Below are 23,047 nucleotides of genomic sequence, written 5' to 3'. Positions count from 1 at the left end.
GCGTAACATCCAATAAAATAACAAAAAACCGCCCTATCAAGAGGCGGTTTGCAATCTGGTCAAGCGCGGTAAATTGGCGTGACTGGCGCTAAAACATGTCATCCCAGAACCGAGAAGAAAAACAGAATAAAACTCGTAAAGCAGCGTCCAGCCACAGTTCACTATTAGCACACTTCTCTGTGATTTGCGACGAAAAGCGCTGGGATTCTGCGTAAAAAACGCGGTTCTTTTGGTTAGGCGGAGCCTATGCTTTTGCGCCCCCGATCGCTCAGAAGCCAGCAGTCCTTTCCTTCGAAGACGGCAGCACTCAGCGGGCGGCCAAAGCCTGCGCCGCTGTCCAGGTTTACACGGTTGCCGCGATGCTCAGCGCTTGGGACATGGGTGTGGCCATGCACCACCAGCCAGGGGTGTCGGCGGGTGTCGTCGAGGAATTCATGCCGGATCCAGATCTTGTCATCCTCGGTCTGCGCCTGCAGCGGCACGCCGGGACGGATGCCCGCATGGACGAACAGCAGCTCGCCCTGTTCATGGTGGCTGGGCAGGGCCGCCAGAAAATCCCGGTGGCGCTCCGGCACTGCGGCGCGCGCTTCTTCGTGCACCTCGTGGATACGCGCCCGTTCCGGAACATCTACCCCGTAAGAGGCCAGCGTCTGCACCCCGCCGATCTTCTCGTGCAGCCAGTGATAGCCGACCAGCAGTCGGGCATCGTTGCGCGGATAGTCTTCCATGAACATCGAGAACATGCGGTCGTGGTTGCCCATCAGGCAGGTCCAGTTCTTGCCCGCCGCCTGCCCTTCGATCAGAAGATCCAAGACCCCCCGACAGTCCGGTCCGCGATCCACGTAATCGCCAAGGAACACCACCTGCGCGTCCGGGCCGCCATCCGCCGCGATCCGCTCCAGCGCCTCTTCCAGCATCTCGCGCTGTCCGTGAATGTCTCCTATGGCGTAGATCGGCGCGGGCATGGGCATCTCCTTGGCTGCGATACGGAATAGATGGCCGATGCACCGCCCTATCACAAGGGGCAGCCTGTGAGACGCCGAAGGTTAGCCGCGAATGACGCCCTCTGCCCGGTGACGCAGCGCGGGAAATATGTGGAACGAAAACCGGAAACCGGTCACAGTTGTCGCCACCTGCCGCAACCGATCCGCCATTCAAGGCGGGCATGGGATGATACGGCAGGCGTTTTTGGTGAGTTCAAGGGGGACGATCAGATGAAAGGTATTTCATCCGCATTTTTCATTGTCGCGGTCAGCGCGGCGCTTGGGGGGATGGTCTGGGGCATCCAGATGGCCGCGACGGGCGATCACGTCCTGTCGCCCGCGCATGGGCATCTCAACCTGATCGGCTGGGTCAGCTTTGCGATCTTCGGCTTTTACTATCATCTGGTGCCAGCCGCGGATCAGGGACTGCTGCCAAAGCTGCATTTCGCGCTGTCTGCCGCCGGGCTGGGCCTGATTGTGCCCGGTATCGCCATGGCAATTGCCAGTCACAATGAAATGCTGGCCAAGCTTGGTTCGGTGCTGACCCTGGCGGGGATGTTGGTGTTTTTTGTGGTCGTGCTGCGGTCGATCCGGAAATAACCGGCGCGCAGCTCAGCGGAACATGAAAAAGCCGCCCCGGGTGAAGGGGCGGCTTTTCCGATTTCAGGCCATAAGACAGGTTATTTGACGTCGAACTGCAGCGGCTTGATCTGGTTGAACAGACCGGTTTCGGCCAGCTTGGCGCGCGCCTCGGCTGGGACCACACCATCGACATACAAGAGCGCGATCGCTTCACCGCCAGCCACAGCGCGGCCCAGGGTAAAGTTCGCGATGTTGACGCCGTGATCGCCCATGGTCTTACCCAGGGTACCGATGATGCCCGGCACGTCGTTGTTGGTGGTGTAGAGCATGTGCTCACCCACTTCGGCGTCGATGTTGATGCCCTTGATCTGGATGAAGCGCGGCTTGCCATCCGAGAACACGGTGCCCGCGATGGAGCGTTCACGCGTCGGGGTCGCCACGGTCACCTTCACGTAGCCTTCAAAGGCACCGGACTGTTCCTGGTTGGTGGTCGAGACCTTGATGCCGCGTTCCTTGGCGATCATCGGGGCGGAGACCATGTTCACATCCGGGTTGATCGACTTCATGATCCCGGCAATCAGCGAGCAGTTCAGGGCCTCAAGGTTCATCTCGGACGCGCAGCCATCATAGAGGATGTTGATCGCCTTGATCGGCTCGTCATCGGTCATCTGGCCGATGAAGGCGCCCAGATGCTCGGACAGCTTGATCCAGGGTCCCATGACCTTGGCTTCTTCCGCCGTGACGGACGGCATGTTGAGCGCATTTTCAACCGCACCGGTCAGCAGGTAGTTGGCCATCTGCTCGGCCACCTGCAGGGCGACGTTTTCCTGCGCTTCGGTGGTGGCGGCGCCCAGGTGCGGGGTGCAAACCACGTTGGGCAGATTGAACAGCACGTTTTCCTTGGCCGGCTCTTCCGAGAAGACGTCGAAGGCCGCACCGGCAACGTGACCGGATTTCAGTGCTTCCGCCAGCGCCTCTTCATCGACCAGGCCACCGCGGGCACAGTTGATGATGCGCACGCCCTTCTTGGTCTTGGCGAGGTTTTCAGCCGACAGGATATTCTTGGTCTGATCGGTCAGCGGCACGTGCAGGGTGATGAAGTCGGCGCGGGACAGAAGCTCGTCCAGCTCGACCTTTTCGACACCCATCTTGTCGGCCTTCTCCTGACCGAGGAAGGGATCATAGGCGACGACTTTCATCTTCAGGCCACGGGCACGGTCACAGACGATGCCACCGATGTTGCCAGCACCGATGACGCCCAGGGTCTTGCCGGTAAGTTCGACACCCATGAACTTGGATTTTTCCCACTTGCCCGCGTGGGTGGAGGCGGAGGCCTCGGGGATCTGGCGGGCGACGGCGAACATCATCGCGATGGCGTGTTCGGCGGTGGTGATCATGTTGCCAAAGGGCGTGTTCATCACGATCACGCCTTTTTTCGACGCGGCTTCCTTGTCGATGTTGTCGGTGCCGATACCGGCGCGGCCGATCACCTTGAGGTTGGTGGCGTTCTCGAGGATCTTCTCGGTGACCTTGGTGGCCGAACGGATGGCAAGACCATCGTAGTTGCCGATCACCTCGGCCAGCTTGTCCTTGTCCTTGCCAAGGTCGGGCTGGAAGTCGACCTCGATGCCACGATCACGGAAGATCTGAACGGCGGCTTCGGAGAGTTTGTCGGAAATGAGTACTTTGGGGGCCATGTCTGGTGGTCCTTTGTGCGGGGGCCTCTGCGAGAGACCTAAACTGGGTTTCATTGTCCCCGGTTGAATTCAAAGGATCGTCCCCGGCACGAGGGTGGGGGCGATATCGCCCCCGCCCTGGGGGGCGGGTCGGGGGCGATCCGGGGCCTACGCCCCGGAGTAAGCTTGGAAAAATCAGCCTTGCGCGGCGATCTCGGCCTCAAAGGCCCATTCGAGCCAGGGCAGCATGGCCTCGATATCCGAGGTTTCGACCGTGCCACCGCACCAGATCCGCAGACCGGCAGGCGCATCGCGATAGGCGCCGATGTCCAGCGCGATGTTTTCCGCTTCCAGGCGTTTGGCCACGGCCTTGGCAAAGGCAGCGCCGTCCTTGATGCGGTCATCGGTGAACTTCAGGCAGACCGAGGTGTTCGACAGGGTCGCCGGATCCTTGGCCAGGAAATCGATCCAATCGTGTAGCTCGACAAAATCGGCAACCGCCTTGGTGTTGGCATTGGCGCGGTTCTGCAGCCCTTCAAGACCGCCAACCGAACGCGCCCAGTCCAGCGCGAAGAGGTAGTCTTCGACCGCCAGCATAGAGGGCGTGTTGATGGTCGCACCGGAGAAGATACCGTCGATCAGCTTGCCGCCCTTGGTCAGGCGGAAGATTTTCGGCAGCGGCCATGCGGGCGTGTAGCTTTCCAGGCGCTCAACCGCGCGCGGGGAGAGGATCAGCATGCCGTGGGCCGCTTCGCCGCCCAGCACCTTTTGCCAAGAGAAGGTGGTCACATCCAGCTTTTCCCAAGGCAGGTCCTGCGCAAAGGCCGCCGAGGTGGCATCGCAAAGGGTCAGACCTTCGCGATCCGCCGGGATCCAGTCGCCATTCGGGACGCGAACACCCGAGGTGGTGCCGTTCCACGTAAAGACGACGTCATTGGCAAAATCGACCGAGGCCAGATCGACGATCTCGCCGTAATCTGCGGTCTTGGCGACGGCATCCAGTTTCAGCTGCTTGACCACATCGGTGATCCAGCCGGAGCCGAAGCTTTCCCAGGCAAGCATCTCGACGCCCCGGGCGCCCAGAAGGCTCCACATGGCCATTTCCATGGCACCGGTATCCGAGGCGGGCACGATGCCGATCTTGTAGTCAGCGGGGATCCCCAGAACTTCGCGGGTGCCTTCGATGGCGGCCTTCAGCTTGTCCTTGCCGACAGCGGCACGGTGCGAGCGGCCCAGAGGCGCATCTGCGAGTTTGGTCAGATCGAATGTGGGGGGTTTGGCACAGGGGCCAGAGGAAAAACGCGGATTGGCCGGCCGCGTAGCCGGTTGCTGGTTAGCCATTGATGCTATCCTTCCAGATAAATGCCCCTCGTTGGGGAGGGGTGTCCCACGGACGGAGCTAAGGCCTGCCGCGCGGCCGCGCAATACGCAAAACGACAGATTGCGGCGATCTGGCGCGCAATTGCGACCCCTCCTGACGCCTTTCGGAAACTTTCCACCCCGGATCGGCACCCGATCTGCCCCGTACAGGCTCTGTCATTGCGGCGAGGTATGGGATGCTGTTGTCTGTCTCCATGGTGTTTCGAATCGGATTTCGCGGATGAGCAAACTGGCGCTGGTGACCTATTCCTTTGCGCTGCTGCTGATGGTGGGCTGGTTGCTGACGGCCGGTCAGGCCGTGCTGTTGCCGATCCTCGTAGCCGTGATCGCCGTCTACATCCTGACCACCGCCGCCGAGGTTCTGGCCGATGTGCCTGGGTTCGGCCGCCTGCCCCGTACTGCGCGGCGGCTGCTGGTGCTGCTGGCCATTCTTGCCGCCTTCATGGTGCTGGCCTCCTTCATTACAGCCAGCGCCACGGCGATCTCTGCCGCCCTGCCGCAATACGCCGCCAATCTCGATAAGCTGCAGCACGATTTCCTGACCTATCTCGGCGTCGACGAGGTGCCCAGCTGGGCCAATCTGGGCGAAAGCCTGCTGGACCTGATCGACGCCACCACGCTGATGCCCGCGATGCTTGCCACCATCAGCAACGGCGGCACCCTGATCGTCAGCGCCGCGCTATACGCCGTATTCATCCTGACGGAACTGGACCGACTGCCGGAAAAGACCCTGATGGCGATGCGTGAACCGGAAGATGCCGAGCGCACACTGGAGCTGGCTCGCAAGATCAACGACAAGATCGGCGGGTATCTGGCAGCAAAGACGCTGGTGAACGTCATTCTGGGGCTGGTGTCTTATGCGATCCTTCTAATGCTGGGGATTGCCCACCCGGCCTTCTGGGCGATCCTGATCGGGCTGCTCAATTACATTCCCTATATCGGCTCGATCATCGCGGTGTTCTTTCCGGTCACCATCAGCCTGATCCAGTTCGGCTCCTTCGGCCACGCGGCGCTGGCGCTGGTGACGCTGATGACGCCGCAGATGATCATCGGTTATTACGTTGAGCCGAAATACCTTGGGCATTCGGTCAACCTCAGCCCGTTTTCGGTTCTGCTGGCGCTGGCGCTCTGGACCGAGCTTTGGGGCATGACCGGCGCCATTCTTGCGGTACCACTAACCGCGATGGTGATGATCATCCTGGCCGAAATCCCCACCACCCGCTGGCTCGCGGTGCTGATGTCGCAGAACGGCAAGGTCTGACCACTGGCGCGGGCACACATGCGCGATTGGCCGCAGGGGCTGGCCCCGGCGATCCCGCCTCGCTATGACATGCCGCAATTCACCCTGTTCCTGTCTCTCCCCCGCTCCGGAGCCTGCCCATGTATACCGTCACCCTGCTTTGCAATCCTGCGGCGCCCTGCCTTGAGGCGACCCTGGTCGAGTCCCTGCGCAATGCCTGGGGCGGCGGCGAGGCCCAGTGGCTGGCCCCCGACGTGGCCGCCGAGTTCGCGCTGGAGACGCTGCCGGATAACCAATGGGACGTCTGGCAGGACCTGCAGAACATGGCCGTTGATCTGGTCATCCAGCCGACCGAGGGACGCCGCAAACGCATGCTGCTGGCGGATATGGATTCCACCATGATCCAGCAGGAATGCATCGACGAGCTGGCAGAGGTTGCTGGCGTCGGGGAACGGGTAAAGGACATCACCGCCCGCGCGATGAACGGCGAGCTTGATTTCGAAGGCGCCCTGACCGAACGTGTCGGCCTGCTGAAAGGCCTGCCCGAAGGCATGATCACCGAGGTTCTGAACACCCGTATCACCCTGATGCCGGGCGGGGCGGAGCTCGTCGCCACGATGAAGGCAAACGGCGCCTATACGGCGCTGGTCTCGGGCGGGTTCACCGCCTTTACCGCGCGGGTCGCGGGCCAGCTGGGCTTTGACGAAAACCGCGCCAATACCCTGCTGACGGCAGAAGGCACTCTGACCGGCGATGTGGCCCGCCCGATCCTGGGACGCGAGGCCAAGGTCAACGCGCTGGAAGAGATCACCGCGCGGCTGGGCTTGGTTGAGGCAGAGGTGATCGCCGTCGGGGATGGCGCCAATGATCTTGGCATGCTCAGCCGTGCGGGCGCAGGCGTAGCGCTGCACGCCAAGCCGTCGGTGGCGGCGGAATGTGATATCCGGATCAATCACGGGGATCTCACTGCGCTGCTTTTTGTGCAGGGCTATGCCCGCAGCGATTTCCAGGCCTGATAGACGTGCTCGACCTATTGCCCGGCTTTGAGGTCGGGATCGAAACCCTTCTGCTGTTGATGACAGCCGGGTTTCTTGCCGGGTTCATCGATGCCGTCGCCGGGGGCGGCGGACTGATCACGGTTCCCGTGCTGCTGATCGCGGGAGCCAACCCGGTCACAGCCCTGGCCACCAACAAAATTCAGGGCCTGTTCGGCGCCGCCACCGCCGCCCTGTCCTATGCCCGCGGCGGCCATGTGGACCTGCGTCGGCAGGGGGGATCAGCACTGATCGCCTTTGTCGCAGCGATCGCCGGGGCACTTCTGGTCTCGGTTCTGCCGACAGAGTGGATCCGGATGATCCTGCCACTGCTGCTGATCGGAATCGCGGTCTTCTTTGCCACCAAGAAGGGGCTTGGCGATCTCGACCGCGCGCGCCGCCTGTCACCTGCCTTGTTCGCAGGTACCATGGTGCCGCTCTGCGCAGCCTACGATGGGCTGCTGGGACCGGGTGCGGGCAGTTTCTACATGCTCGCCTTCGTGTCGCTGGCGGGCTACGGCATTCTCAAGGCGACGGCCCATACCAAGCTGCTAAACCTCGCCTCGAACGCCGGGGCGCTGGTCGCCTTTGCCTTTGTTGCGACGCCCTGGTGGATGACCGGACTGGCCATGGGTCTTGCGCAGATCGCAGGGGCGCGGCTGGGCGCCGGGCTGGCGCAGAAGATTGGCGCTCGGTTGATCAAACCGCTGCTGGTTCTGACTTCGGTGGCGCTGGCGATGAAACTGATCTTCGACATGCTCTAAAGGCAGAACCCCGGGCCGACGAGAAGGCGCGCCATGTAGCGTCCGGGCCTCTCCCGCGCCCGCAGGTGCAACGGCCCTGGGGCCGTCACCCCATGGCGGCCTTGGGCCCAGCGCCGCGCATCGCGCGGCGCCACGCCCAACGGGAGGGCGGCTTTTCAAAAGCTGACCGACGGGCGGGAGCCCGCCCTAGCGATTCAGAATGCCAGTTCGGCAGCGGGACGGATGGCGCCGCAATCGATATTACGCCGGTTCAGAAGCGGCGCATTCAGATATTTGCGAGTTTCCAGGTGATCCGCCTCCAGAACGCCAAGCCCCACCAGAATGGCTGCAATGGCGCATTCGCTGGCCCGGGTTGCGCCATCGGTGATCTTCAGCGCAACGCCCAGCTGCTGCTCGGGCAGGATGGCGACGAACACCGCCTCTGCCCCGGTCTTGATCGCCACCCGGCCGCCCATGGCGCGCATCAGGTTGGTGCAGGCGCGGGTTTCCCCGGCGACCAGCTCGGGGTGTTTCGCCATCGCCGCCACCAGCTGCGCCGCCCCTTCAGAGGCCCGGTCGGACCGTGTGTGCGCCGAGGCAAACCAGCCCATCGCCCGCGCCAAACCGTGCACGGTGGTGGCAAAATTCGGCGCCGAGCAGCCATCGATACCATATCCGGGGCTCTCCAGCCCGGTCACCTCTTCAAAGGCAGACAGGCAGGCCTGCTGCACCGGGTGATCGATCTCGACATAATCCGCCCCACCGCCCAGATGCTGGTTCAGGGTCAGGAAGCCCGCGTGTTTGCCCGAGCAGTTGTTGTGCACCTGGCAGGGGCTTTGATCGGTCTTGATCAGCTCATTGCGCGCCGGGATATCGGCCGGTTCCTGCGGGCCGCAGCGGAAATCACTATCCGCCAGCCCCAGCTGACCGAGCCAGGCATTGACCCGGTCGGTGTGGATATGGGCGCCATTGTGCGAGGCACAGGACAGCGCCAGCTGCTCGGATGTCAGCCCGTATTTCGCGGCGGCGCCAGAGGTCATCAACGGCAGCGCCTGGATCATCTTGGCCGAGCTGCGCGGATAGATCACCGCCTCCGGGTCACCCCAGCTTCGCACGATCTGGCCGCTGGCGTCACAGATGACCGCATGCCCCAGATGCAGGCTTTCCAAAAGGGAGCCACGCCAGATCTCGGCCATAGGTACGGGTTTATTCATGATATCTGCCTCGCTTCTTGGCGAAATCCTGCCAAAACGCACTTTCGCTCGTGGTGATTGTTACGTTAGTGTGCTTCAGTAAGGCAAGCAGGGGAAACGGGCGAAGACGGCGGTCACAACGCTGCCAGACCCGGTACGATCTCCCTGAAATTGAGGTTATGACAGTCTTGGAGTCGGGACAAATGGCATCGAAACTCGCCCGCTTGGCCGCGGGCCTGTGTGTGGCCGCATTGGCCACCAGCGCGAACGCACAGCAAGCAAAAACGGATAACCGCGTTGGCGCCAACGTGGATTGGAGCGTTTTTCAGGCCGAAAACCCAACCGAATGCTGGGGCGTTTCCGCCCCCAAGGAAACCGTCAATACGCGTGATGGTCGGGTTGTCGCCGTGCGCCGCAGCGACATTCAGCTGTTCGTGCTCTATCGCCCGGATGACAGTGACAAAGGTCAGGTCAGCTTTACCGGTGGATACCCCTTCGCGCCCGGATCGACCGTCAACATGGTGATCGGGGATTCCGAATTCGAACTCTTCACCGAAGGTGAATGGGCCTGGCCCGCGACCCCAGCGGATGATGCTAAAATCATCACCGCGATGAAACGGGGATCAGACGCGGTGCTGACCGCCCGTTCGGCTCGGGGCACCCAAACCAAGGACCGGTTCTCCTTGCTTGGGTTCACTGCCGCAGTCGAGGATGCGGAAAAGCGCTGCATCCAGTAATTAAGCCGGGCGTTTCGCATAAAAGTACCGTTTTGCCCCGGCCGCGACAGCAGTCGGGGCTTTTGCTATCGCCCCACCCCAAGCCCCTCTGCAGTGGTATCCGGGGAGGAAATCTTTTGATCTTTGGTCAAACTCCTATATAGAGCCGCATCCAGCCCATAAATCCGAGTCGCCCTGCCATGACCGCCAACGCGCCGATCACCCAAGACGTTCTGACCCTGCCCCGCAAACAGCCCGAGGGCGGCAAGATCAACCTTGTGGGTCTCACCCGCGAGCAGATGCGCGCGGCGCTGATCGAGCACGGCACGCCGGAAAAGCAGGCCAAGATGCGGGTCGGGCAGATCTGGCAATGGATCTACCAATGGGGCAAACGCGACTTTGCTGAGATGACCAATCTCGCCAAGGCCTATCGCGCCCAACTGGCCGAGCATTTCGAAATCGCCATCCCCGAGATGGTCAGCAAGCAGGTGTCGACCGATGGCACCCGCAAGTATCTGGTGCGCATCGCCGGCGGGCACGAGGTCGAGGTGGTCTATATCCCCGAGGAGGGCCGCGGCACCCTGTGTATTTCCAGCCAGGTGGGCTGCACCCTGACCTGCTCCTTCTGCCACACCGGCACCCAGAAGCTGGTGCGCAATCTGACAGCGGGTGAAATCGTCGGGCAAGTTATGATGGCGCGCGACGATCTGGAGGAATGGCCCGTACCCGGCGCGCCCAAGGACGAAACCCGTCTTTTGTCGAACATCGTTCTGATGGGCATGGGCGAGCCGCTTTATAATTTCGAGAACGTGCGCGATGCGATGAAGATCGCCATGGACCCCGAGGGGATTTCCCTGTCGCGCCGCCGGATCACCCTGTCCACTTCGGGCGTGGTGCCGGAAATCGCCCGCACCGCCGAGGAAATCGGCTGCCTGCTGGCCGTGTCCTTCCACGCCACCACGGATGAGGTGCGCAACAAGCTGGTGCCGATCAACAAGCGCTGGAATATCGAGGCGCTCTTGAACGCGCTGCGCGACTATCCGCGGCTGACAAATTCCGAACGCATCACCTTTGAATATGTGATGCTGAAGGATGTGAATGACAGCGACGAAGACGCGCATCGTCTGGTAGAGCTGATCAAGGGCATTCCGGCCAAGGTGAACCTGATCCCGTTCAACGAATGGCCCGGTGCGCCCTACAAACGGTCGTCGAACAATCGCATCCACGCCTTTGCCAATATCATCTACCAGGCAGGCTATGCCTCGCCGATCCGCACCCCGCGTGGCGAGGATATTCTGGCGGCCTGCGGTCAGCTGAAATCGGCCACCGAACGCGCCCGCAAAAGCCGCAAGCAGATCGAGGCCGAGACAGGCACGTCGTCCTGAGGCTGGTGATAGGCCGACTGAGAAAAGGCAGACCGCAACACCGGTCTGCCGAAACGCGCGAGACGGTATTCCTATAGGTACAGAATATCGCCTTCAGTCAGAGAGCCGGTAAAGCCTTCCAGCCGTATCTCGAACCAGGAACCGTAACTGAGCACTGTGTCTCCGCCATCCTGCTGCGCGTTCATTTCTCCAAAGTATGCGGGATCGACCTGCGAAACATCGATTACATCGACGCCGGATGTGAAATCGGTGATGGTATTCACATCGTAGAAATCATCGTCCGTAAAGACGAAGACATCCGCGCCGCCGCCACCGGTCAGGACGTCATCTCCGTCGCCACCGTTCAAAATGTCGCTGCCGCCGCCTCCCAGCAAGCGGTCGTTTCCGTTGCCACCCTCAAGGGTGTCCGCGCCCCGCGCACCGGTCAACCGATCGTCACCGCCACCACCGAAGATCTGGTCATGTCCGCCGCGTCCGTGGAGCACATCGGAATCGTCCTCGCCGCCCGAGTAGTCGTCCTCTCCGATGCCGCCATAAAGTACATCACTGCCGCCACCACCATTCAGCTTGTCATTGCCGAGCCCGCCGATCAGCGTGTCCTGTCCTGCGCCGCCGCGCATCACGTCTTTTGCTTCGCGGCCGATGAGCTGGTCGTCTCCCCCGCGCCCCACCAGCACGGTGGCCTGATCGGTGGAGACCATCACATCGTCCTCGCCCGTCGCGCGGATCTTGACCTTGCCCACGCGATTGAGCCCGACATTCCAACCTTCAAAGGCGCTGGCGTCACCATAGATGTTCTGCAGAGCCTGGGCGTCCATTGTTCCGAGATCCGTGACGCTGTAGCCATCATAGCTGTAGGTCATCACGGTGTTTTCCTGATTATCCAGGCTCTCTTTCAGGGTCAGATCCCCGTCATGCGGATGCTTCAGCCCCATCGAATGCCCCAACTCGTGCAGCATGGTTTCGTATCCATAGCTACCGGGGCTGAGTGCGCTGGTCCCGATCGCAAGGTCCCCCTGACTGGTGTGACCGTCCTGAGATAGCGCGATATCGGCCCAGCCGCCCGCACTGCCACCGTTGAAACCGAAGACATTGACCATGGCCGGGCCGTCCACCTCGACGAACCGTATCCCGGCTGTGGCCTCAAACTCTTCTGTCACCTGCCGGAAATAACCGCGCTGCACCTCACTGAAGGACCAATAGGAGCTCGCGCCATAGGGATCTGTCGATACCGGCGCCAGATCCTGCGTTTCGACAAAACGGTAGGTGACAACGACCTGCGTGCCCACGGATGTCTGTCCGTTCCAGCGAAAGACGTCATCGTCCAGATAATATAATAGGGCCGAATAATCGGATACCTCAGACATCCCAATCTCCACACACCAATTCCACGCATCAACGTTTCGTCAGGGAATGTGGCTGCCATGCGGCTTGAGATTGGCGGAAACCGCGCAGTTCAGCGCATCTTTAATAAGTTTTTAATAATTTCAGGGGTTAAACGGGAATGATTGAGGTCCGAATATCGCCATTTAGCGAAATGGGCTGCCTCATTTTTTCCTATATTCGGGTGCAATTTCGCCATTTGGCTGGAACAGTTTCGATTCCGAAAACAATGCTGTTGAAAAGGGAATCGCAATGCAACAGGAACCCATCGAAACCCGCACTGTTGGCGCCATTGAACCGGGCGTTCTGACCATGATCCGTGATGAGCGTGAAAAGGCGCTGAGCACCCGTGAATGGCAATTTCGCCTGCGTGGCTATGGCTATGGCATCAAGACGATCGAAGGCGAACAGATCCTGACCCGTCTGCCCCAGGGCATCGCGGTTGGCGTGTTGCCGCCGGAGTTTTTCTGAGCAGCCCGCATCCCCCACGCATTGGTGACGGATGCGGTGCAGCCAAATTTGGATCGACAGCCTGACTACAGATCGCGGTCCGGCAAAGCGCCGCGCGCCGGAGCAGGCTCCCAGTTATCGATAATCTCCACGGCCTCTTGTGCCGTTTCGACGAACCGGAACAGATCAAGATCCTGATCGGAAATGGTCCCGGCATCCGCCAGGGCCTCCCAGTTGATGATCTTTTCCCAGAACGCGCGCCCGAATAGAATGAAGGGCACCCGTTCCATACGGCCGGTCTGGATCAGGGTGAGGCTCTCGAACAGCTCATCCAGGGTACCAAAGCCACCCGGAAAGACGGTGATTGCCCGGGCCCGCATCAAAAAGTGCATCTTGCGCACCGCGAAATAGTGGAAGTTAAAGCTGAGATCCGGCGTCACATAGAGGTTCGGTGCCTGCTCATGCGGCAGAACGATGCCAAGGCCGATCGAATGCCCCCCGGCATCGCTGGCACCGAGGTTACCTGCCTCCATCACGCCCGGCCCGCCGCCCGTCACGATGACATTGTGCTGTCCAACAGTCTCCAGGGATGTCAGCGTCATCAGCCGGGCAAATTCCCGCGCCTCGTCGTAGAAATGAGAAAGATCCGCAAGGGTCTGCGTGCGGGCCTGCTCCTTGTTTTGCGGGCTGGGAATGCGCGCGCCGCCGAACATGACGATGGTGCTTTCGATCCCCTTTTCATCCAGCAGCAACTGCGGTTTCAAAAGTTCCAGCTGCAACCGCACAGGGCGCAGCTCGTCCCGCAGCATGAAATCGCTGTCGTCAAAGGCCAGCCGGTAGGACGGGGACCGGGTCTGCGGCGTATGCGGCAGATGTTCGGCCCGGCTCCGGTCGGACTGGGCGTCTGGAAACCGGCTTTTGCGATCGTCGCTCATGTGAAAAGACCTGCGTGTTATGCTCAACTGATGCCCTGTCTATCGCTGCCCTGCCCCCGGCGCCAGCCCACGCGCACCGCTCGGCTCTTGCACCCGGAGCGAAGTGGCGTAGTCTCCCGCCGAAAGACAAGAAAAGGCGGACGACATGGATTGGACAAGCGATATCGCAGCAGCGGCAGAGCGCATTCGGGACCACGTGCAGGTGACCCCCGTGTTGCAGACGAAAGGGTTTGATCTGGACCGGCCGATCGAGCTGAAGCTTGAACACATGCAGCATACCGGCAGCTTCAAGGCGCGTGGCGCCTTCAACACCCTGCTCAGCTGTGATGTTCCAGAGGCAGGCATCGTCGCAGCCTCGGGCGGGAACCACGGCGCGGCAGTGGCCTATGCCGCCAGCAAACTGGGTCATCGCGCCCGCATCTACGTGCCCGAGATGGCAGGCCCCGCGAAAATTTCACTGATCCGCGACACCGGCGCCGATCTTCAGGTGGTGCCCGGCGCCTATGCCAACGCGCTGGAACTGGCGCAGGCCTATGAACAGGAAACAGGCGCCATGCAGGTGCATGCCTATGATGCGCCCGGCACCGTGGCCGGTCAGGGCACCTGTTTCGCCGAATGGCAGGATCAGGGACTGGAAGCCGACACCGTGGTGATCGCGGTCGGCGGTGGCGGGCTGATCGCCGGGGCGCTGGCCTGGTTCAATGGCGCCAAGAAGATCGTCGCGGTCGAACCCGACACCTCCTGCGCGCTCAATGCCGCACTGGCCGCCGGGGCACCGATCGATGTCGAGGTTTCAGGCGTCGCCGCCAACGCGCTTGGCGCCAAACGCATCGGGTCGATCTGCTATGATCTGGCGCAGGCGCGCGGCGTCACATCGGTCACGGTTCCGGACGAGGCCATCACCCGCGCGCAGCATGCCCTGTGGCGCGAGCGGCGCATCCTGACCGAACCGGCGGGCGCAACCGCACTGGCGGCGCTGATGTCCGGCGCCTACCAGCCTGCCCCCGGCGAACGTGTGGCTGTGCTGGTCTGTGGTGGCAATATCGCCCCAGATCCGCTTCAGCCGCAGGGCTAAGGCTTGCGGCAGGGCCAAAGGCACCCTATCGCAGGGCCATGACCGCCACGATCGCAGACAGGATCTATAGCGCGCTGAGCGAGCGCATCGTCACCGGGCAATTGCCCGCGGGCGAAAAGCTGCGTCAGGACCACATCGCCCGCGAATTCGACACCAGCCATGTGCCAGTGCGCGAGGCGCTGTTGCGGCTTGAGGCGCACGGGCTGGCACGGTCAGAGCCGCGCCGGGGCACCCGCGTCAGCGCGCTGGATCCGGCCGAGATCCGCGAGGTGATCGAAATGCGGGTGGCGCTGGAGGTGCTGGCGCTGACCCATGCCTTCCCCCGGCTCAGCGACGCCGACATCGCCGCCGCCGACACAGCCCGTATCGCCTGCGACGAGGCCGAGGACATGGCCAGCTGGGAACGGCTCAACCGCCAGTTCCACCGCATCATCCTGGCACCCTGCGGGATGCCGCGGCTGCTGGCCTCGATCGACGATTTGCACATCGCAGCGGCCCGGCACCTGTTTGCCAACTGGCAGCACCAGTGGCGGCAGCGCGCCGACAAGGACCACGCCGCCATCGTGCAGGCGATGATGCGCCGCGATGCGGCAGCGGCCTGCGAAATCCTGCGCCGCCACCTGCGCCGGGTGCGATAGATCGTCTGAGGACGCTCAAAGCCGCTGTTTCACCGCAATCCGCACATGACCTTCCCCCCGAATACCGCTATGAAAGCGCGAAACGACATTCTTGCCGGAGATACACGCATGTCCAACGCACAGCTGGAAACCGCAATCGAAGCCGCCTGGGAGGCTCGTGACACCATCACCCCCGCCACCACCGGCGAGCAGCGCGAAGCAATCGAAGATACGCTTAACGCGCTCGACAGCGGCAGCTTGCGCGTGGCCGAAAAGCTGGAAAACGGCGACTGGCATGTGAACCAATGGGCCAAGAAGGCCGTGCTGCTGGGCTTCCGCATCAAGGACATGGAAATCCAGTCCGGCGGCCCGCAGGGCTCTGGCTGGTGGGACAAGGTCGACAGCAAATTCCTAGGCTGGGGTGAAAACCAGTGGAAGGCCGCAGGCTTCCGCGCCGTGCCGAACTGCGTCGTGCGCAAATCCGCCTTCATCGCGCCGGGCGTGGTCCTGATGCCCTCCTTCGTGAACCTCGGCGCCTACGTCGATGAGGGCACCATGGTCGACACTTGGGCCACCGTCGGCTCCTGCGCACAGATCGGCAAGAACGTTCACCTGTCGGGCGGCGTCGGCATCGGCGGCGTTCTGGAACCCATGCAGGCCGGCCCCACCATCATCGAGGACAACTGCTTCATCGGCGCCCGTTCCGAAGTGGTCGAAGGCTGCATCGTGCGCGAAGGCTCGGTGCTGGGCATGGGCGTCTACATCGGCAAGTCGACCAAGATCGTCGACCGTGAAACCGGCGAAGTGATGTATGGCGAAGTGCCGCCTTACTCGGTCGTGGTCTCCGGCTCCATGCCGTCGAAGAACGGCATCAACCTTTACTGTGCGGTAATCGTGAAGCGCGTCGATGCGCAGACCCGCTCCAAGACCGGCATCAACGAGCTGCTGCGCGACTGATCCCGGCCTTGACTGGCACTGTTGGAAACGCGCCCCCTCCGGGGCGCGTTTTTCGTTAGAGGATGCCCGGCAGGTTCAGCTGGTGCTCACGCGCGCAGTCCTTGGCGATCTCATATCCTGCATCGGCGTGGCGCATGACGCCGGTGGCCGGATCGTTCCACAGCACCCGTGCGATACGGCGGTCGGCGTCCTCGCTGCCATCGCAGCAGATCACCACGCCGGAGTGCTGCGAAAAGCCCATCCCAACCCCACCGCCATGGTGCAGCGACACCCAGGTCGCCCCCGAGGCGGTATTGAGCAGCGCATTCAGCAGCGGCCAGTCCGACACCGCGTCGGATCCATCCATCATCGCCTCCGTCTCGCGATTGGGCGAGGCGACCGAGCCGCTATCGAGGTGATCGCGGCCGATGACGACCGGCGCCGACAACTCGCCATTGCGAACCATCTCGTTGAAGGCCAGCCCGGCCCGATGCCGGTCGCCAAGGCCGATCCAGCAGATCCTCGCAGGCAGGCCCTGAAAGGCGATCCGTTCCTCTGCCATATCAAGCCAGCGATGCAGGCCCTCGTTCTCGGGGAACAGCTCTTTCATCTTGGCGTCGGTCTTGCGGATATCCTCGGGATCGCCCGACAGGGCGCACCAGCGGAAGGGACCAATGCCCCGGCAGAACAGCGGGCGGATATAGGCGGGCACGAAACCGGGGAAGTCAAAGGCGTTTTCCAGCCCCTCCTCCAGCGCCATCTGGCGGATGTTGTTGCCGTAATCGACTGTGGGAATGCCCATCGCGTGGAACTGGCACATCGCCTCGACCTGCACCTTCATTGAAGCACGAGCGGCCTTTTCCACCGCTTTAGGGTCTGTTTCTCGCTTCTGCTTCCACTCGCCCATGGCCCAGCCCTGCGGTAGGTAACCATTCACCGGGTCATGGGCCGAGGTCTGGTCCGTCACCAGATCGGGGCGGACGCCGCGCGCGACCAGCTCGGCAAAGACATCTGCCGCATTGCCCAGAAGGCCAACGGATTTCGCCTCTCCGGCGGCAGTCCAGCGGTCGATCATCGCCAGGGCCTCGTCCAGGGTCTCGGCCTTCTCGTCGAGGTATTTCGTGCGCAGGCGGAAATCGATGCTGTCAGGGTTGCATTCCACCGCCAGACAGCAGGCGCCCGCAAAGACGGCTGCCAGAGGCTGCGCCCCGCCCATACCGCCAAGGCCGCCAGTCAGGATCCACTTGCCACGCATATCGCCGCCATAGTGCTGGCGACCTGCCTCAGCAAAGGTTTCATAGGTGCCCTGCACAATGCCCTGGGTGCCGATGTAGATCCAGGACCCGGCGGTCATCTGGCCGTACATCATCAGCCCCTTTTTATCGAGTTCGTTGAAATGGTCCCAATTCGCCCAATGCGGCACCAGGTTCGAGTTGGCAATCAACACGCGCGGCGCGTCCTTGTGGGTCTGGAAGACGCCAACGGGTTTGCCCGATTGCACCAGCAGGGTCTGATCTTCTTCGAGCGCGCGCAGGTTGTCGACGATCAGGTCGAAGTCCTTCCAGGTCCGCGCGGCGCGGCCAATGCCGCCATAGACCACCAGCTCGTGCGGGTTTTCGGCGACGTCGGGATGCAGGTTGTTCATCAGCATCCGCAGCGGCGCCTCTGTCAGCCAGCTTTTTGCGCTGATCTCGGGGCCGGTGGGTGGATAGATATCGCGGTTGTTCTTGCGGGGATCGCTCATGTCGGCCTCCAGTTTTTCAGATCGGTCAGAATGCGGCTCAGATGCGCCCGCAGCCGGTCGGCGCGCGCGATGTCATAGGTCCAGGGCGCCTGTTCAAGGCAATAGCAGCGCTGCGCCAGTTCCATCTGGATCGCATGCAGGCCCTCGGACGGGCGGCCATAGTGGCGGGTGGTCCAACCACCTTTGAAGCGCCCGTTCAGGATCGCGGTGTAGCCTTCCGCCGCCTCGCAATGGGCCAGGGTCAGCGCCTCGATCTCCGGATCGCAGGTCGTGCCCATATTGGTGCCCACGTTGAAATCCGGCAGCGGCCCGTCAAAGAGGAAGGGAATTTCGCCCCGGATCGAATGGCAGTCATAGAGAATGGCAAAGCCGTGCTGTGCCCTGACCCGCTCCAGCTCTGCCGCAAGCGCGGCGTGATAGGGCGCATGATAGGCGTCGCGGCGGCGGGCAATCTCTGCCTTGTCCGGCTCCGCCCCTGCTGTCCAGATCGGGCGGCCGTCGAAATCGGTCAGCGGCACCAACGTCGTGGTGTTCTGCCCGGGATACAGGCTGACACCCGCCGGATCGCGGTTCACGTCGATGACATAGCGATGGACCGGGGTGCGCACGGTGGTGACCTCTTCCACCAGCCCCGCGTAAAGGTCGTGAATATGCCAGTCGGTATCGGCCAGTGCCCGGCCCGTCTCGTTCAGCCCCGCCCGGATGCCCTCCGGGACGTCGGTGCCGGTATGCGGCAGTCCCAGCACCAAAGGGGAAGAGCCACGGGTAACCTCGATCATCGCACCACCTCGGTTCCGGCGGCCCGGGCGATGTCACCGCTGCGGATCATGGCGCTGGCGGCCTCAATCTCGGGGGCGAGGTAGCGATCTTCGGCGAGCGGCGGGATCTCCGCCCGCAGCGCCTGCAGCACCTCCGTCAGCCGGTCAGAGGTCACCAACGGCGCCCGCGCCTCGACCCCTTGCGCAGCGCAGAGCAATTCGACCCCAAGGATCACCGACAGGTTCGCGTTCATCCGCCCCAGCCGCAGCGCACCATGGGCGGCCATCGACACGTGATCTTCCTGATTGGCCGAGGTCGGAGTGGAATCGGTGACACAGGGATTGGCGAGATGCTTGTTCTCGCTCATCAGGGCCGCAGTCGTGACCTCGGCAATCATGAAACCGGAATTGAGCCCCGGATCGGGGGTTAAGAAGGGCGGCAGGTCAAAGGACAGCGACGGATCCACCATCAGCGCCACGCGGCGCTGCGCGATGGCACCGATCTCCGCTACGGCGAGGGCAATCTGATCAGCGGCGAAGCCAACGTATTCGGCGTGGAAATTGCCGCCCGACACGATCTTTCCGGCCTCGACCAGCACCAGCGGATTGTCGGTGACCGCGTTTGCCTCGATCTCCAGCGTTGCGGCAGCCATCCGCAGCACGTCCAGCGCCGCGCCCAGCACCTGCGGCTGACAGCGGATGCAATAGGGATCCTGCACACGGCTGTCGCCATCGCGATGGCTTTCGCGGATCTCGCTACCACTCATGATGGCGCGCATCTCGCGGGCCACGTCGATCTGTCCGGCATGCCCCCTGAGTGCGTGAATATCCGCGATCAGCGGCGCGGTGGACCCCATGATCGCATCCGTTGTCAGCGCCGCCACCACGATGGAGGCTTCGGCCAGACGCCAGGCATCAAACAATCCGGCAAGAGCGCAGGCGGTGGAAAACTGGGTGCCGTTGATCAGGCCCAGCCCCTCCTTTGGCCCCAGAACGATCGGCTCCAGCCCCGCCAGTTCCAGCGCCCTGGCGCCGGGCATGCGCGCCCCGTCATAGGTAGCCTCGCCTTCGCCGATCATCACCGCCGCCATATGCGCCAGCGGTGCCAGATCGCCCGAGGCGCCGACAGAGCCTTGCGAGGGTACAACGGGAATGACCCCGCATGCCAGCATAGCCTCGATCTGGGCGATCACCGCCCAGCGCACACCAGAGGCGCCCCGCCCCATCGAGAGCAATTTCAGCGCCATCATCAGGCGGGTGCGGTCTGCGGGCAGCGGATCGCCAACACCGCAGCAATGGCTGAGGATCAGATTGCGTTGCAGCGTGGCCGTGTCTTCTGGCGCGATCCGGGTCGAGGCGAGTTTGCCGAATCCGGTGTTGATGCCATAGACCGGCGCATCGCCCGCTGCGGCCTCTGCCACCATCCGGGCCGCAGCCTCGACAGCGGAGCGCGCCGCCGGGTCCAGCCGGACCGGGGTGTCAGAGCGATACAGGGTTTCGAGCGTTTGCAGCGTCACCGCGCCCGGGGTCATCTCAATCATGGTCTGCCTTCGAAAATACGTGCGTGGAGCGGGTTGAAACCGATGCGATAGGACAGCTCGGCCGGGCGACTAACGTTCCAGATGGCCAGATCGGCGCGCAGGCCCGCCGCGATGCGGCCCCGGTCCGAAAGGCCCAGCGCCTGTGCCGCGTGGCAGGTCACCCCGGCCAGTGTCTCTTCCGGGGTCATGCGGAACAGGGTGCAACCCATGTTCATCGCCATCAGAAGCGAGGTCATCGGCGAGGAACCGGGATTGCAGTCCGTTGCCAGCGCCATCGGCACGCCGTGGTCACGAAACAGCGTGATGGGCGGCGCCTGGGTTTCCCGGATCGTGTAATAGGCACCGGGCAGGATGGTCGCGACACTGCCTGCCTCGGCCATTGCCGCAGCATCCGCCGCATTGGCATATTCAAGGTGATCGACCGACAGCGCCCCATAACGCGCGGCCAGCGCGGTGCCGCCCTGACGGCTCAGCTGCTCGGCATGCAGTTTGACCGGCAGACCCAGTTCCTGCGCGCAGGCAAAGACCTGTTCGATCTCAGCCGGGGAGAAAGCGATGTTTTCGCAGAACCCGTCCACCGCATCGACCAGCCCTTCATCATGGGCCGCGCGCAGGGTGGGCAAGCAGACCTCCTGCAGATAGGCCCCAGCACGGCCGGTGTATTCCGGCGGCACGGCGTGGGCGCCCAGAAAGGTCGTGATGACTGTCACCGGGCGCATCTGCCCCAACCGACGGGCGGCGCGCAGCATTGTCAGCTCAGCCTCGCGGTCCAGCCCATAGCCGGATTTGATTTCGACCGTGGTGATCCCTTCGGCGATCAGCGCATCCAGACGCGGCAGGGCGCTCGCAACCAGTTCCTGTTCTGACGCGGCGCGAGTGGCCGAAACGGTCGAGACGATGCCGCCCCCGGCACGGGCGAGTTCTTCATAGGATGCGCCGTTCAGGCGCATTTCAAATTCCCGCGCCCGGTCTCCGCCGAACACCAGATGGGTGTGGCAGTCGATCAGTGCAGGCGTCAGCAACCGCCCTTCTAGATCCTGCCGGTCCCAGTCTGCGTAGGTGTCCGGCAGGTCAGCCTCGGCCCCGGCCCAGTCGATCAGGCCCTCCCTGATCGCGACAGCCGCTGCGGAAATCAGCCCATAAGGCACATCACCCTGCACCATCGTGGCAGCGGATCCTCCGGTCAGCACATATCGGGATGCGTCAGTCATCAGCCCCTCACAAAGTTCTTGATGCAGGATTGATATGAGCATATTCATATTATGTCTATACATAAGGTGATCAGATGCAGACAATTTTTGCACGGCAGGCCCGCACCCCATCGGGATGGGTCCAGAACGTCCGGCTGAGGATTGAGAATGGAGCCATTGCAAAGATCACCGCCAATGCGGCGCCCGGCGATGGGGATGCCCGCGTCGACACGCTACTGCCGGGGCTGGCCAACCTGCACTCGCACAGTTTTCAGCGGGCGATGGCGGGGATGAGCGAATACCGCGCCGCCGGGCAGGACAGTTTCTGGACCTGGCGACAGCTGATGTATCGCTTCCTCGATCACCTCAGCCCTGAACAGTATCAGACCATCGCGGCGCTGACCTTCATGGAGATGCTGGAAGCCGGGTACTCCGCCGGGGGGGAATTCCACTATGTCCACCATCAACCCGGCGGCGCCCCCTATGACGACCCTGCCGAGCTGAGCAACCGAGTCTTTGCCGCCGCTGCCGAGACCGGTATCGGCCTGACGCATCTGCCGGTTTTGTATTCCTATGGCGGGGCTGGGCAGCAGCCTCTGACAGGTGGACAATTGCGGTTCGGCAATTCGGTGGACGGGTTTACCGATCTTGTGGCGCAGGTTCGCAGAAATGCTGACCGAGACCTGCCCGCCGACACCCGCGTTGGCATCGCTCCGCACTCCTTGCGCGCCACCAGCCCCGAAGATCTGGCAGAGGTCCTGAAGATCCAAGACGGCGCGCCGGTCCATATCCATATCGCCGAACAACCCGCCGAGGTGAAGGATATCCAAGACTGGCTGGGCTCTCGTCCTGTCGAATGGCTGCTGAACAACGCGCCGGTGGGCAAGGACTGGTGCCTGATCCACGCCACCCATATGACTGAGGCGGAAACGCGGACGATGGCCACATCAGGCGCGGTCGCGGGGCTGTGCCCGATCACCGAAGCAAATCTGGGCGATGGCCCGTTTAATGGGGCGGAGTATCTGGGGAATGGCGGGCGCTTCGGGATCGGATCGGATTCCAATATCCGCATCGCCCTGTCCGAAGAACTGCGCCAGCTGGAGTATTCCCAGCGCTTGCGCGATCTGGCCCGCAACGTGATGACCCCGGGACCGGGGTCCGTCGGCGACACCCTGTATCTGGGCGCCGCCCGGGGCGGGGCGCAGGCGCTGGGCCGCGCCGCCGGGCAGATCGAAACCGGGGCGCTGGCCGATCTTATTGCCGTCGACACCTCTCTGCCTGCTCTCTGTGCGCTGACGCCCGAACAACTGCTGGACGGTCTGTGCTTCGCCGCGGGTGACGGCGCCGTCACCGATGTCTGGAGCGCCGGACGTCATCAGGTGAAACAGGGGCGCCACGTGGGCCGGGAGCAGATTTTGGCCGCCTTCCGCGACACAGTGCAGTCCTTGCGCGCCGCACTCTGACCGCGCGACTTTACAAAACGCGC

At 62.7% G+C, this 23,047-nt stretch carries 21 protein-coding genes; 11 read left to right on the top strand and 10 right to left on the bottom strand.

All coding sequences use genetic code 11. The features are described from left to right. Positions 1 to 233 precede the first annotated feature (233 nt). On the bottom strand, positions 234 to 965 hold the full coding sequence (locus tag JL2886_RS11850) for a metallophosphoesterase family protein (RefSeq protein ID WP_065273670.1): 732 nt from the start codon (positions 963 to 965) through the stop codon (positions 234 to 236). 249 nt (positions 966 to 1,214) lie between these two features. Between JL2886_RS11850 and JL2886_RS11845 the strand changes: the two genes are divergently transcribed. Next, positions 1,215 to 1,583 carry a hypothetical protein gene (locus JL2886_RS11845; RefSeq protein ID WP_065272190.1) on the top strand — a complete coding sequence of 123 codons (369 nt, stop codon included), beginning with the start codon at positions 1,215 to 1,217 and terminating at the stop codon, positions 1,581 to 1,583. 80 nt (positions 1,584 to 1,663) lie between these two features. Here the strand turns inward: JL2886_RS11845 and serA are convergent, their stop codons facing one another. Both serA and JL2886_RS11835 read right to left on the bottom strand, forming a co-directional pair. Beyond that, positions 1,664 to 3,262 (bottom strand): phosphoglycerate dehydrogenase, encoded by a 1,599-nt coding sequence (serA, locus tag JL2886_RS11840; protein WP_065272189.1) that lies wholly within the window; start codon positions 3,260 to 3,262, stop codon positions 1,664 to 1,666. A gap of 174 nt (positions 3,263 to 3,436) precedes the next feature. After that, the gene (locus JL2886_RS11835) at positions 3,437 to 4,582 is read right to left on the bottom strand and encodes a phosphoserine transaminase (protein ID WP_065272188.1); all 1,146 of its coding nucleotides are present in this window, start codon (positions 4,580 to 4,582) and stop codon (positions 3,437 to 3,439) included. Between the two features lie 259 nt (positions 4,583 to 4,841). Between JL2886_RS11835 and JL2886_RS11830 the strand changes: the two genes are divergently transcribed. The 3 genes from JL2886_RS11830 to JL2886_RS11820 all read left to right on the top strand — a co-directional run bounded on the left by JL2886_RS11830 (position 4,842) and on the right by JL2886_RS11820 (position 7,659). Next, on the top strand, positions 4,842 to 5,882 hold the full coding sequence (locus JL2886_RS11830) for an AI-2E family transporter (RefSeq protein WP_065272187.1): 1,041 nt from the start codon (positions 4,842 to 4,844) through the stop codon (positions 5,880 to 5,882). Positions 5,883 to 6,001: 119 nt separating this feature from the next. Further along, positions 6,002 to 6,877 (top strand): phosphoserine phosphatase SerB, encoded by an 876-nt coding sequence (gene serB / locus JL2886_RS11825; protein ID WP_065272186.1) that lies wholly within the window; start codon positions 6,002 to 6,004, stop codon positions 6,875 to 6,877. A gap of 59 nt (positions 6,878 to 6,936) precedes the next feature. Beyond that, entirely contained in the window at positions 6,937 to 7,659 is a 723-nt protein-coding gene (locus JL2886_RS11820; protein ID WP_065273669.1) for a TSUP family transporter, read from the top strand. Between the two features lie 194 nt (positions 7,660 to 7,853). Here JL2886_RS11820 and JL2886_RS11815 read toward each other — a convergent pair whose 3' ends face one another. Next, on the bottom strand, positions 7,854 to 8,852 hold the full coding sequence (locus JL2886_RS11815) for an asparaginase (RefSeq protein WP_065272185.1): 999 nt from the start codon (positions 8,850 to 8,852) through the stop codon (positions 7,854 to 7,856). A 182-nt stretch (positions 8,853 to 9,034) separates the two neighbouring features. Between JL2886_RS11815 and JL2886_RS11810 the strand changes: the two genes are divergently transcribed. Together JL2886_RS11810 and rlmN are read left to right on the top strand one after the other, a co-directional pair. Then, a complete protein-coding gene (locus JL2886_RS11810) occupies positions 9,035 to 9,568 on the top strand; it encodes an invasion associated locus B family protein (protein WP_065272184.1) in 534 nt (177 codons plus the stop codon). 179 nt (positions 9,569 to 9,747) lie between these two features. Then, positions 9,748 to 10,932 carry a 23S rRNA (adenine(2503)-C(2))-methyltransferase RlmN gene (gene rlmN, locus JL2886_RS11805; protein ID WP_065272183.1) on the top strand — a complete coding sequence of 395 codons (1,185 nt, stop codon included), beginning with the start codon at positions 9,748 to 9,750 and terminating at the stop codon, positions 10,930 to 10,932. Positions 10,933 to 11,003: 71 nt separating this feature from the next. On the opposite strand, the gene JL2886_RS11800 is transcribed toward rlmN, so the two are convergent. After that, positions 11,004 to 12,299: a hypothetical protein gene (locus JL2886_RS11800; RefSeq protein WP_065272182.1), complete on the bottom strand. Its 1,296-nt coding sequence runs from the start codon at positions 12,297 to 12,299 to the stop codon at positions 11,004 to 11,006. A 268-nt stretch (positions 12,300 to 12,567) separates the two neighbouring features. Between JL2886_RS11800 and JL2886_RS11795 the strand changes: the two genes are divergently transcribed. Further along, complete coding sequence (locus JL2886_RS11795) at positions 12,568 to 12,786, top strand: hypothetical protein (protein ID WP_065272181.1); 219 nt, start codon at positions 12,568 to 12,570, stop codon at positions 12,784 to 12,786. A gap of 65 nt (positions 12,787 to 12,851) precedes the next feature. Here JL2886_RS11795 and JL2886_RS11790 read toward each other — a convergent pair whose 3' ends face one another. Continuing rightward, positions 12,852 to 13,700: an LOG family protein gene (locus tag JL2886_RS11790; protein WP_065272180.1), complete on the bottom strand. Its 849-nt coding sequence runs from the start codon at positions 13,698 to 13,700 to the stop codon at positions 12,852 to 12,854. A gap of 145 nt (positions 13,701 to 13,845) precedes the next feature. Here JL2886_RS11790 and JL2886_RS11785 point away from each other — a divergent pair, with 145 nt between their 5' ends. From JL2886_RS11785 to dapD, 3 genes are all read left to right on the top strand, one after another. After that, positions 13,846 to 14,775 carry a threonine/serine dehydratase gene (locus JL2886_RS11785; RefSeq protein WP_065272179.1) on the top strand — a complete coding sequence of 310 codons (930 nt, stop codon included), beginning with the start codon at positions 13,846 to 13,848 and terminating at the stop codon, positions 14,773 to 14,775. A gap of 38 nt (positions 14,776 to 14,813) precedes the next feature. Then, positions 14,814 to 15,413 carry a GntR family transcriptional regulator gene (locus JL2886_RS11780; RefSeq protein ID WP_065272178.1) on the top strand — a complete coding sequence of 200 codons (600 nt, stop codon included), beginning with the start codon at positions 14,814 to 14,816 and terminating at the stop codon, positions 15,411 to 15,413. A 108-nt stretch (positions 15,414 to 15,521) separates the two neighbouring features. Continuing rightward, a complete protein-coding gene (gene dapD, locus JL2886_RS11775) occupies positions 15,522 to 16,349 on the top strand; it encodes a 2,3,4,5-tetrahydropyridine-2,6-dicarboxylate N-succinyltransferase (RefSeq protein ID WP_065273668.1) in 828 nt (275 codons plus the stop codon). Positions 16,350 to 16,404: 55 nt separating this feature from the next. Here dapD and hutU read toward each other — a convergent pair whose 3' ends face one another. From hutU to hutI, 4 genes are read right to left on the bottom strand one after another with little or no spacing between them, the layout of a single operon-like run. Continuing rightward, positions 16,405 to 18,072 carry a urocanate hydratase gene (gene hutU, locus JL2886_RS11770; RefSeq protein WP_065272177.1) on the bottom strand — a complete coding sequence of 556 codons (1,668 nt, stop codon included), beginning with the start codon at positions 18,070 to 18,072 and terminating at the stop codon, positions 16,405 to 16,407. Next, complete coding sequence (gene hutG / locus JL2886_RS11765; RefSeq protein WP_065272176.1) at positions 18,069 to 18,851, bottom strand: N-formylglutamate deformylase; 783 nt, start codon at positions 18,849 to 18,851, stop codon at positions 18,069 to 18,071. The genes hutU and hutG overlap by 4 nt, the downstream gene beginning before the upstream one ends. Beyond that, positions 18,848 to 20,371 (bottom strand): histidine ammonia-lyase, encoded by a 1,524-nt coding sequence (gene hutH, locus JL2886_RS11760; RefSeq protein WP_065272175.1) that lies wholly within the window; start codon positions 20,369 to 20,371, stop codon positions 18,848 to 18,850. The genes hutG and hutH overlap by 4 nt, the downstream gene beginning before the upstream one ends. Next, positions 20,368 to 21,582, bottom strand: a complete 1,215-nt coding sequence (gene hutI / locus JL2886_RS11755) for an imidazolonepropionase (protein WP_065273667.1) — start codon at positions 21,580 to 21,582, stop codon at positions 20,368 to 20,370. The genes hutH and hutI overlap by 4 nt, the downstream gene beginning before the upstream one ends. Positions 21,583 to 21,656: 74 nt before the next feature. Here hutI and JL2886_RS11750 point away from each other — a divergent pair, with 74 nt between their 5' ends. Beyond that, positions 21,657 to 23,024, top strand: a complete 1,368-nt coding sequence (locus JL2886_RS11750) for a formimidoylglutamate deiminase (protein WP_065272174.1) — start codon at positions 21,657 to 21,659, stop codon at positions 23,022 to 23,024. The last annotated feature ends 23 nt before the right edge of the window (positions 23,025 to 23,047 follow it).

It is taken from the genome of Phaeobacter gallaeciensis, from assembly GCF_001678945.1.
Taxonomy (GTDB): domain Bacteria; phylum Pseudomonadota; class Alphaproteobacteria; order Rhodobacterales; family Rhodobacteraceae; genus Phycobacter; species Phycobacter gallaeciensis_A.
The sequence above is the reverse complement of the archived record's forward strand: the minus strand, read 5'-3'. Positions and strand labels throughout refer to the sequence as shown.

Coding starts and splice junctions, on each gene's coding strand:
- JL2886_RS11850 (WP_065273670.1), bottom strand. CDS start 965: ATGCCCGCGCCGATCTACGCCATAGGAGACATTCACGGACAGCGCGAG.
- JL2886_RS11845 (WP_065272190.1), top strand. CDS start 1,215: ATGAAAGGTATTTCATCCGCATTTTTCATTGTCGCGGTCAGCGCGGCG.
- serA (WP_065272189.1), bottom strand. CDS start 3,262: ATGGCCCCCAAAGTACTCATTTCCGACAAACTCTCCGAAGCCGCCGTT.
- JL2886_RS11835 (WP_065272188.1), bottom strand. CDS start 4,582: ATGGCTAACCAGCAACCGGCTACGCGGCCGGCCAATCCGCGTTTTTCC.
- JL2886_RS11830 (WP_065272187.1), top strand. CDS start 4,842: ATGAGCAAACTGGCGCTGGTGACCTATTCCTTTGCGCTGCTGCTGATG.
- serB (WP_065272186.1), top strand. CDS start 6,002: ATGTATACCGTCACCCTGCTTTGCAATCCTGCGGCGCCCTGCCTTGAG.
- JL2886_RS11820 (WP_065273669.1), top strand. CDS start 6,937: ATGACAGCCGGGTTTCTTGCCGGGTTCATCGATGCCGTCGCCGGGGGC.
- JL2886_RS11815 (WP_065272185.1), bottom strand. CDS start 8,852: ATGAATAAACCCGTACCTATGGCCGAGATCTGGCGTGGCTCCCTTTTG.
- JL2886_RS11810 (WP_065272184.1), top strand. CDS start 9,035: ATGGCATCGAAACTCGCCCGCTTGGCCGCGGGCCTGTGTGTGGCCGCA.
- rlmN (WP_065272183.1), top strand. CDS start 9,748: ATGACCGCCAACGCGCCGATCACCCAAGACGTTCTGACCCTGCCCCGC.
- JL2886_RS11800 (WP_065272182.1), bottom strand. CDS start 12,299: ATGTCTGAGGTATCCGATTATTCGGCCCTATTATATTATCTGGACGAT.
- JL2886_RS11795 (WP_065272181.1), top strand. CDS start 12,568: ATGCAACAGGAACCCATCGAAACCCGCACTGTTGGCGCCATTGAACCG.
- JL2886_RS11790 (WP_065272180.1), bottom strand. CDS start 13,700: ATGAGCGACGATCGCAAAAGCCGGTTTCCAGACGCCCAGTCCGACCGG.
- JL2886_RS11785 (WP_065272179.1), top strand. CDS start 13,846: ATGGATTGGACAAGCGATATCGCAGCAGCGGCAGAGCGCATTCGGGAC.
- JL2886_RS11780 (WP_065272178.1), top strand. CDS start 14,814: ATGACCGCCACGATCGCAGACAGGATCTATAGCGCGCTGAGCGAGCGC.
- dapD (WP_065273668.1), top strand. CDS start 15,522: ATGTCCAACGCACAGCTGGAAACCGCAATCGAAGCCGCCTGGGAGGCT.
- hutU (WP_065272177.1), bottom strand. CDS start 18,072: ATGAGCGATCCCCGCAAGAACAACCGCGATATCTATCCACCCACCGGC.
- hutG (WP_065272176.1), bottom strand. CDS start 18,851: ATGATCGAGGTTACCCGTGGCTCTTCCCCTTTGGTGCTGGGACTGCCG.
- hutH (WP_065272175.1), bottom strand. CDS start 20,371: ATGATTGAGATGACCCCGGGCGCGGTGACGCTGCAAACGCTCGAAACC.
- hutI (WP_065273667.1), bottom strand. CDS start 21,582: ATGACTGACGCATCCCGATATGTGCTGACCGGAGGATCCGCTGCCACG.
- JL2886_RS11750 (WP_065272174.1), top strand. CDS start 21,657: ATGCAGACAATTTTTGCACGGCAGGCCCGCACCCCATCGGGATGGGTC.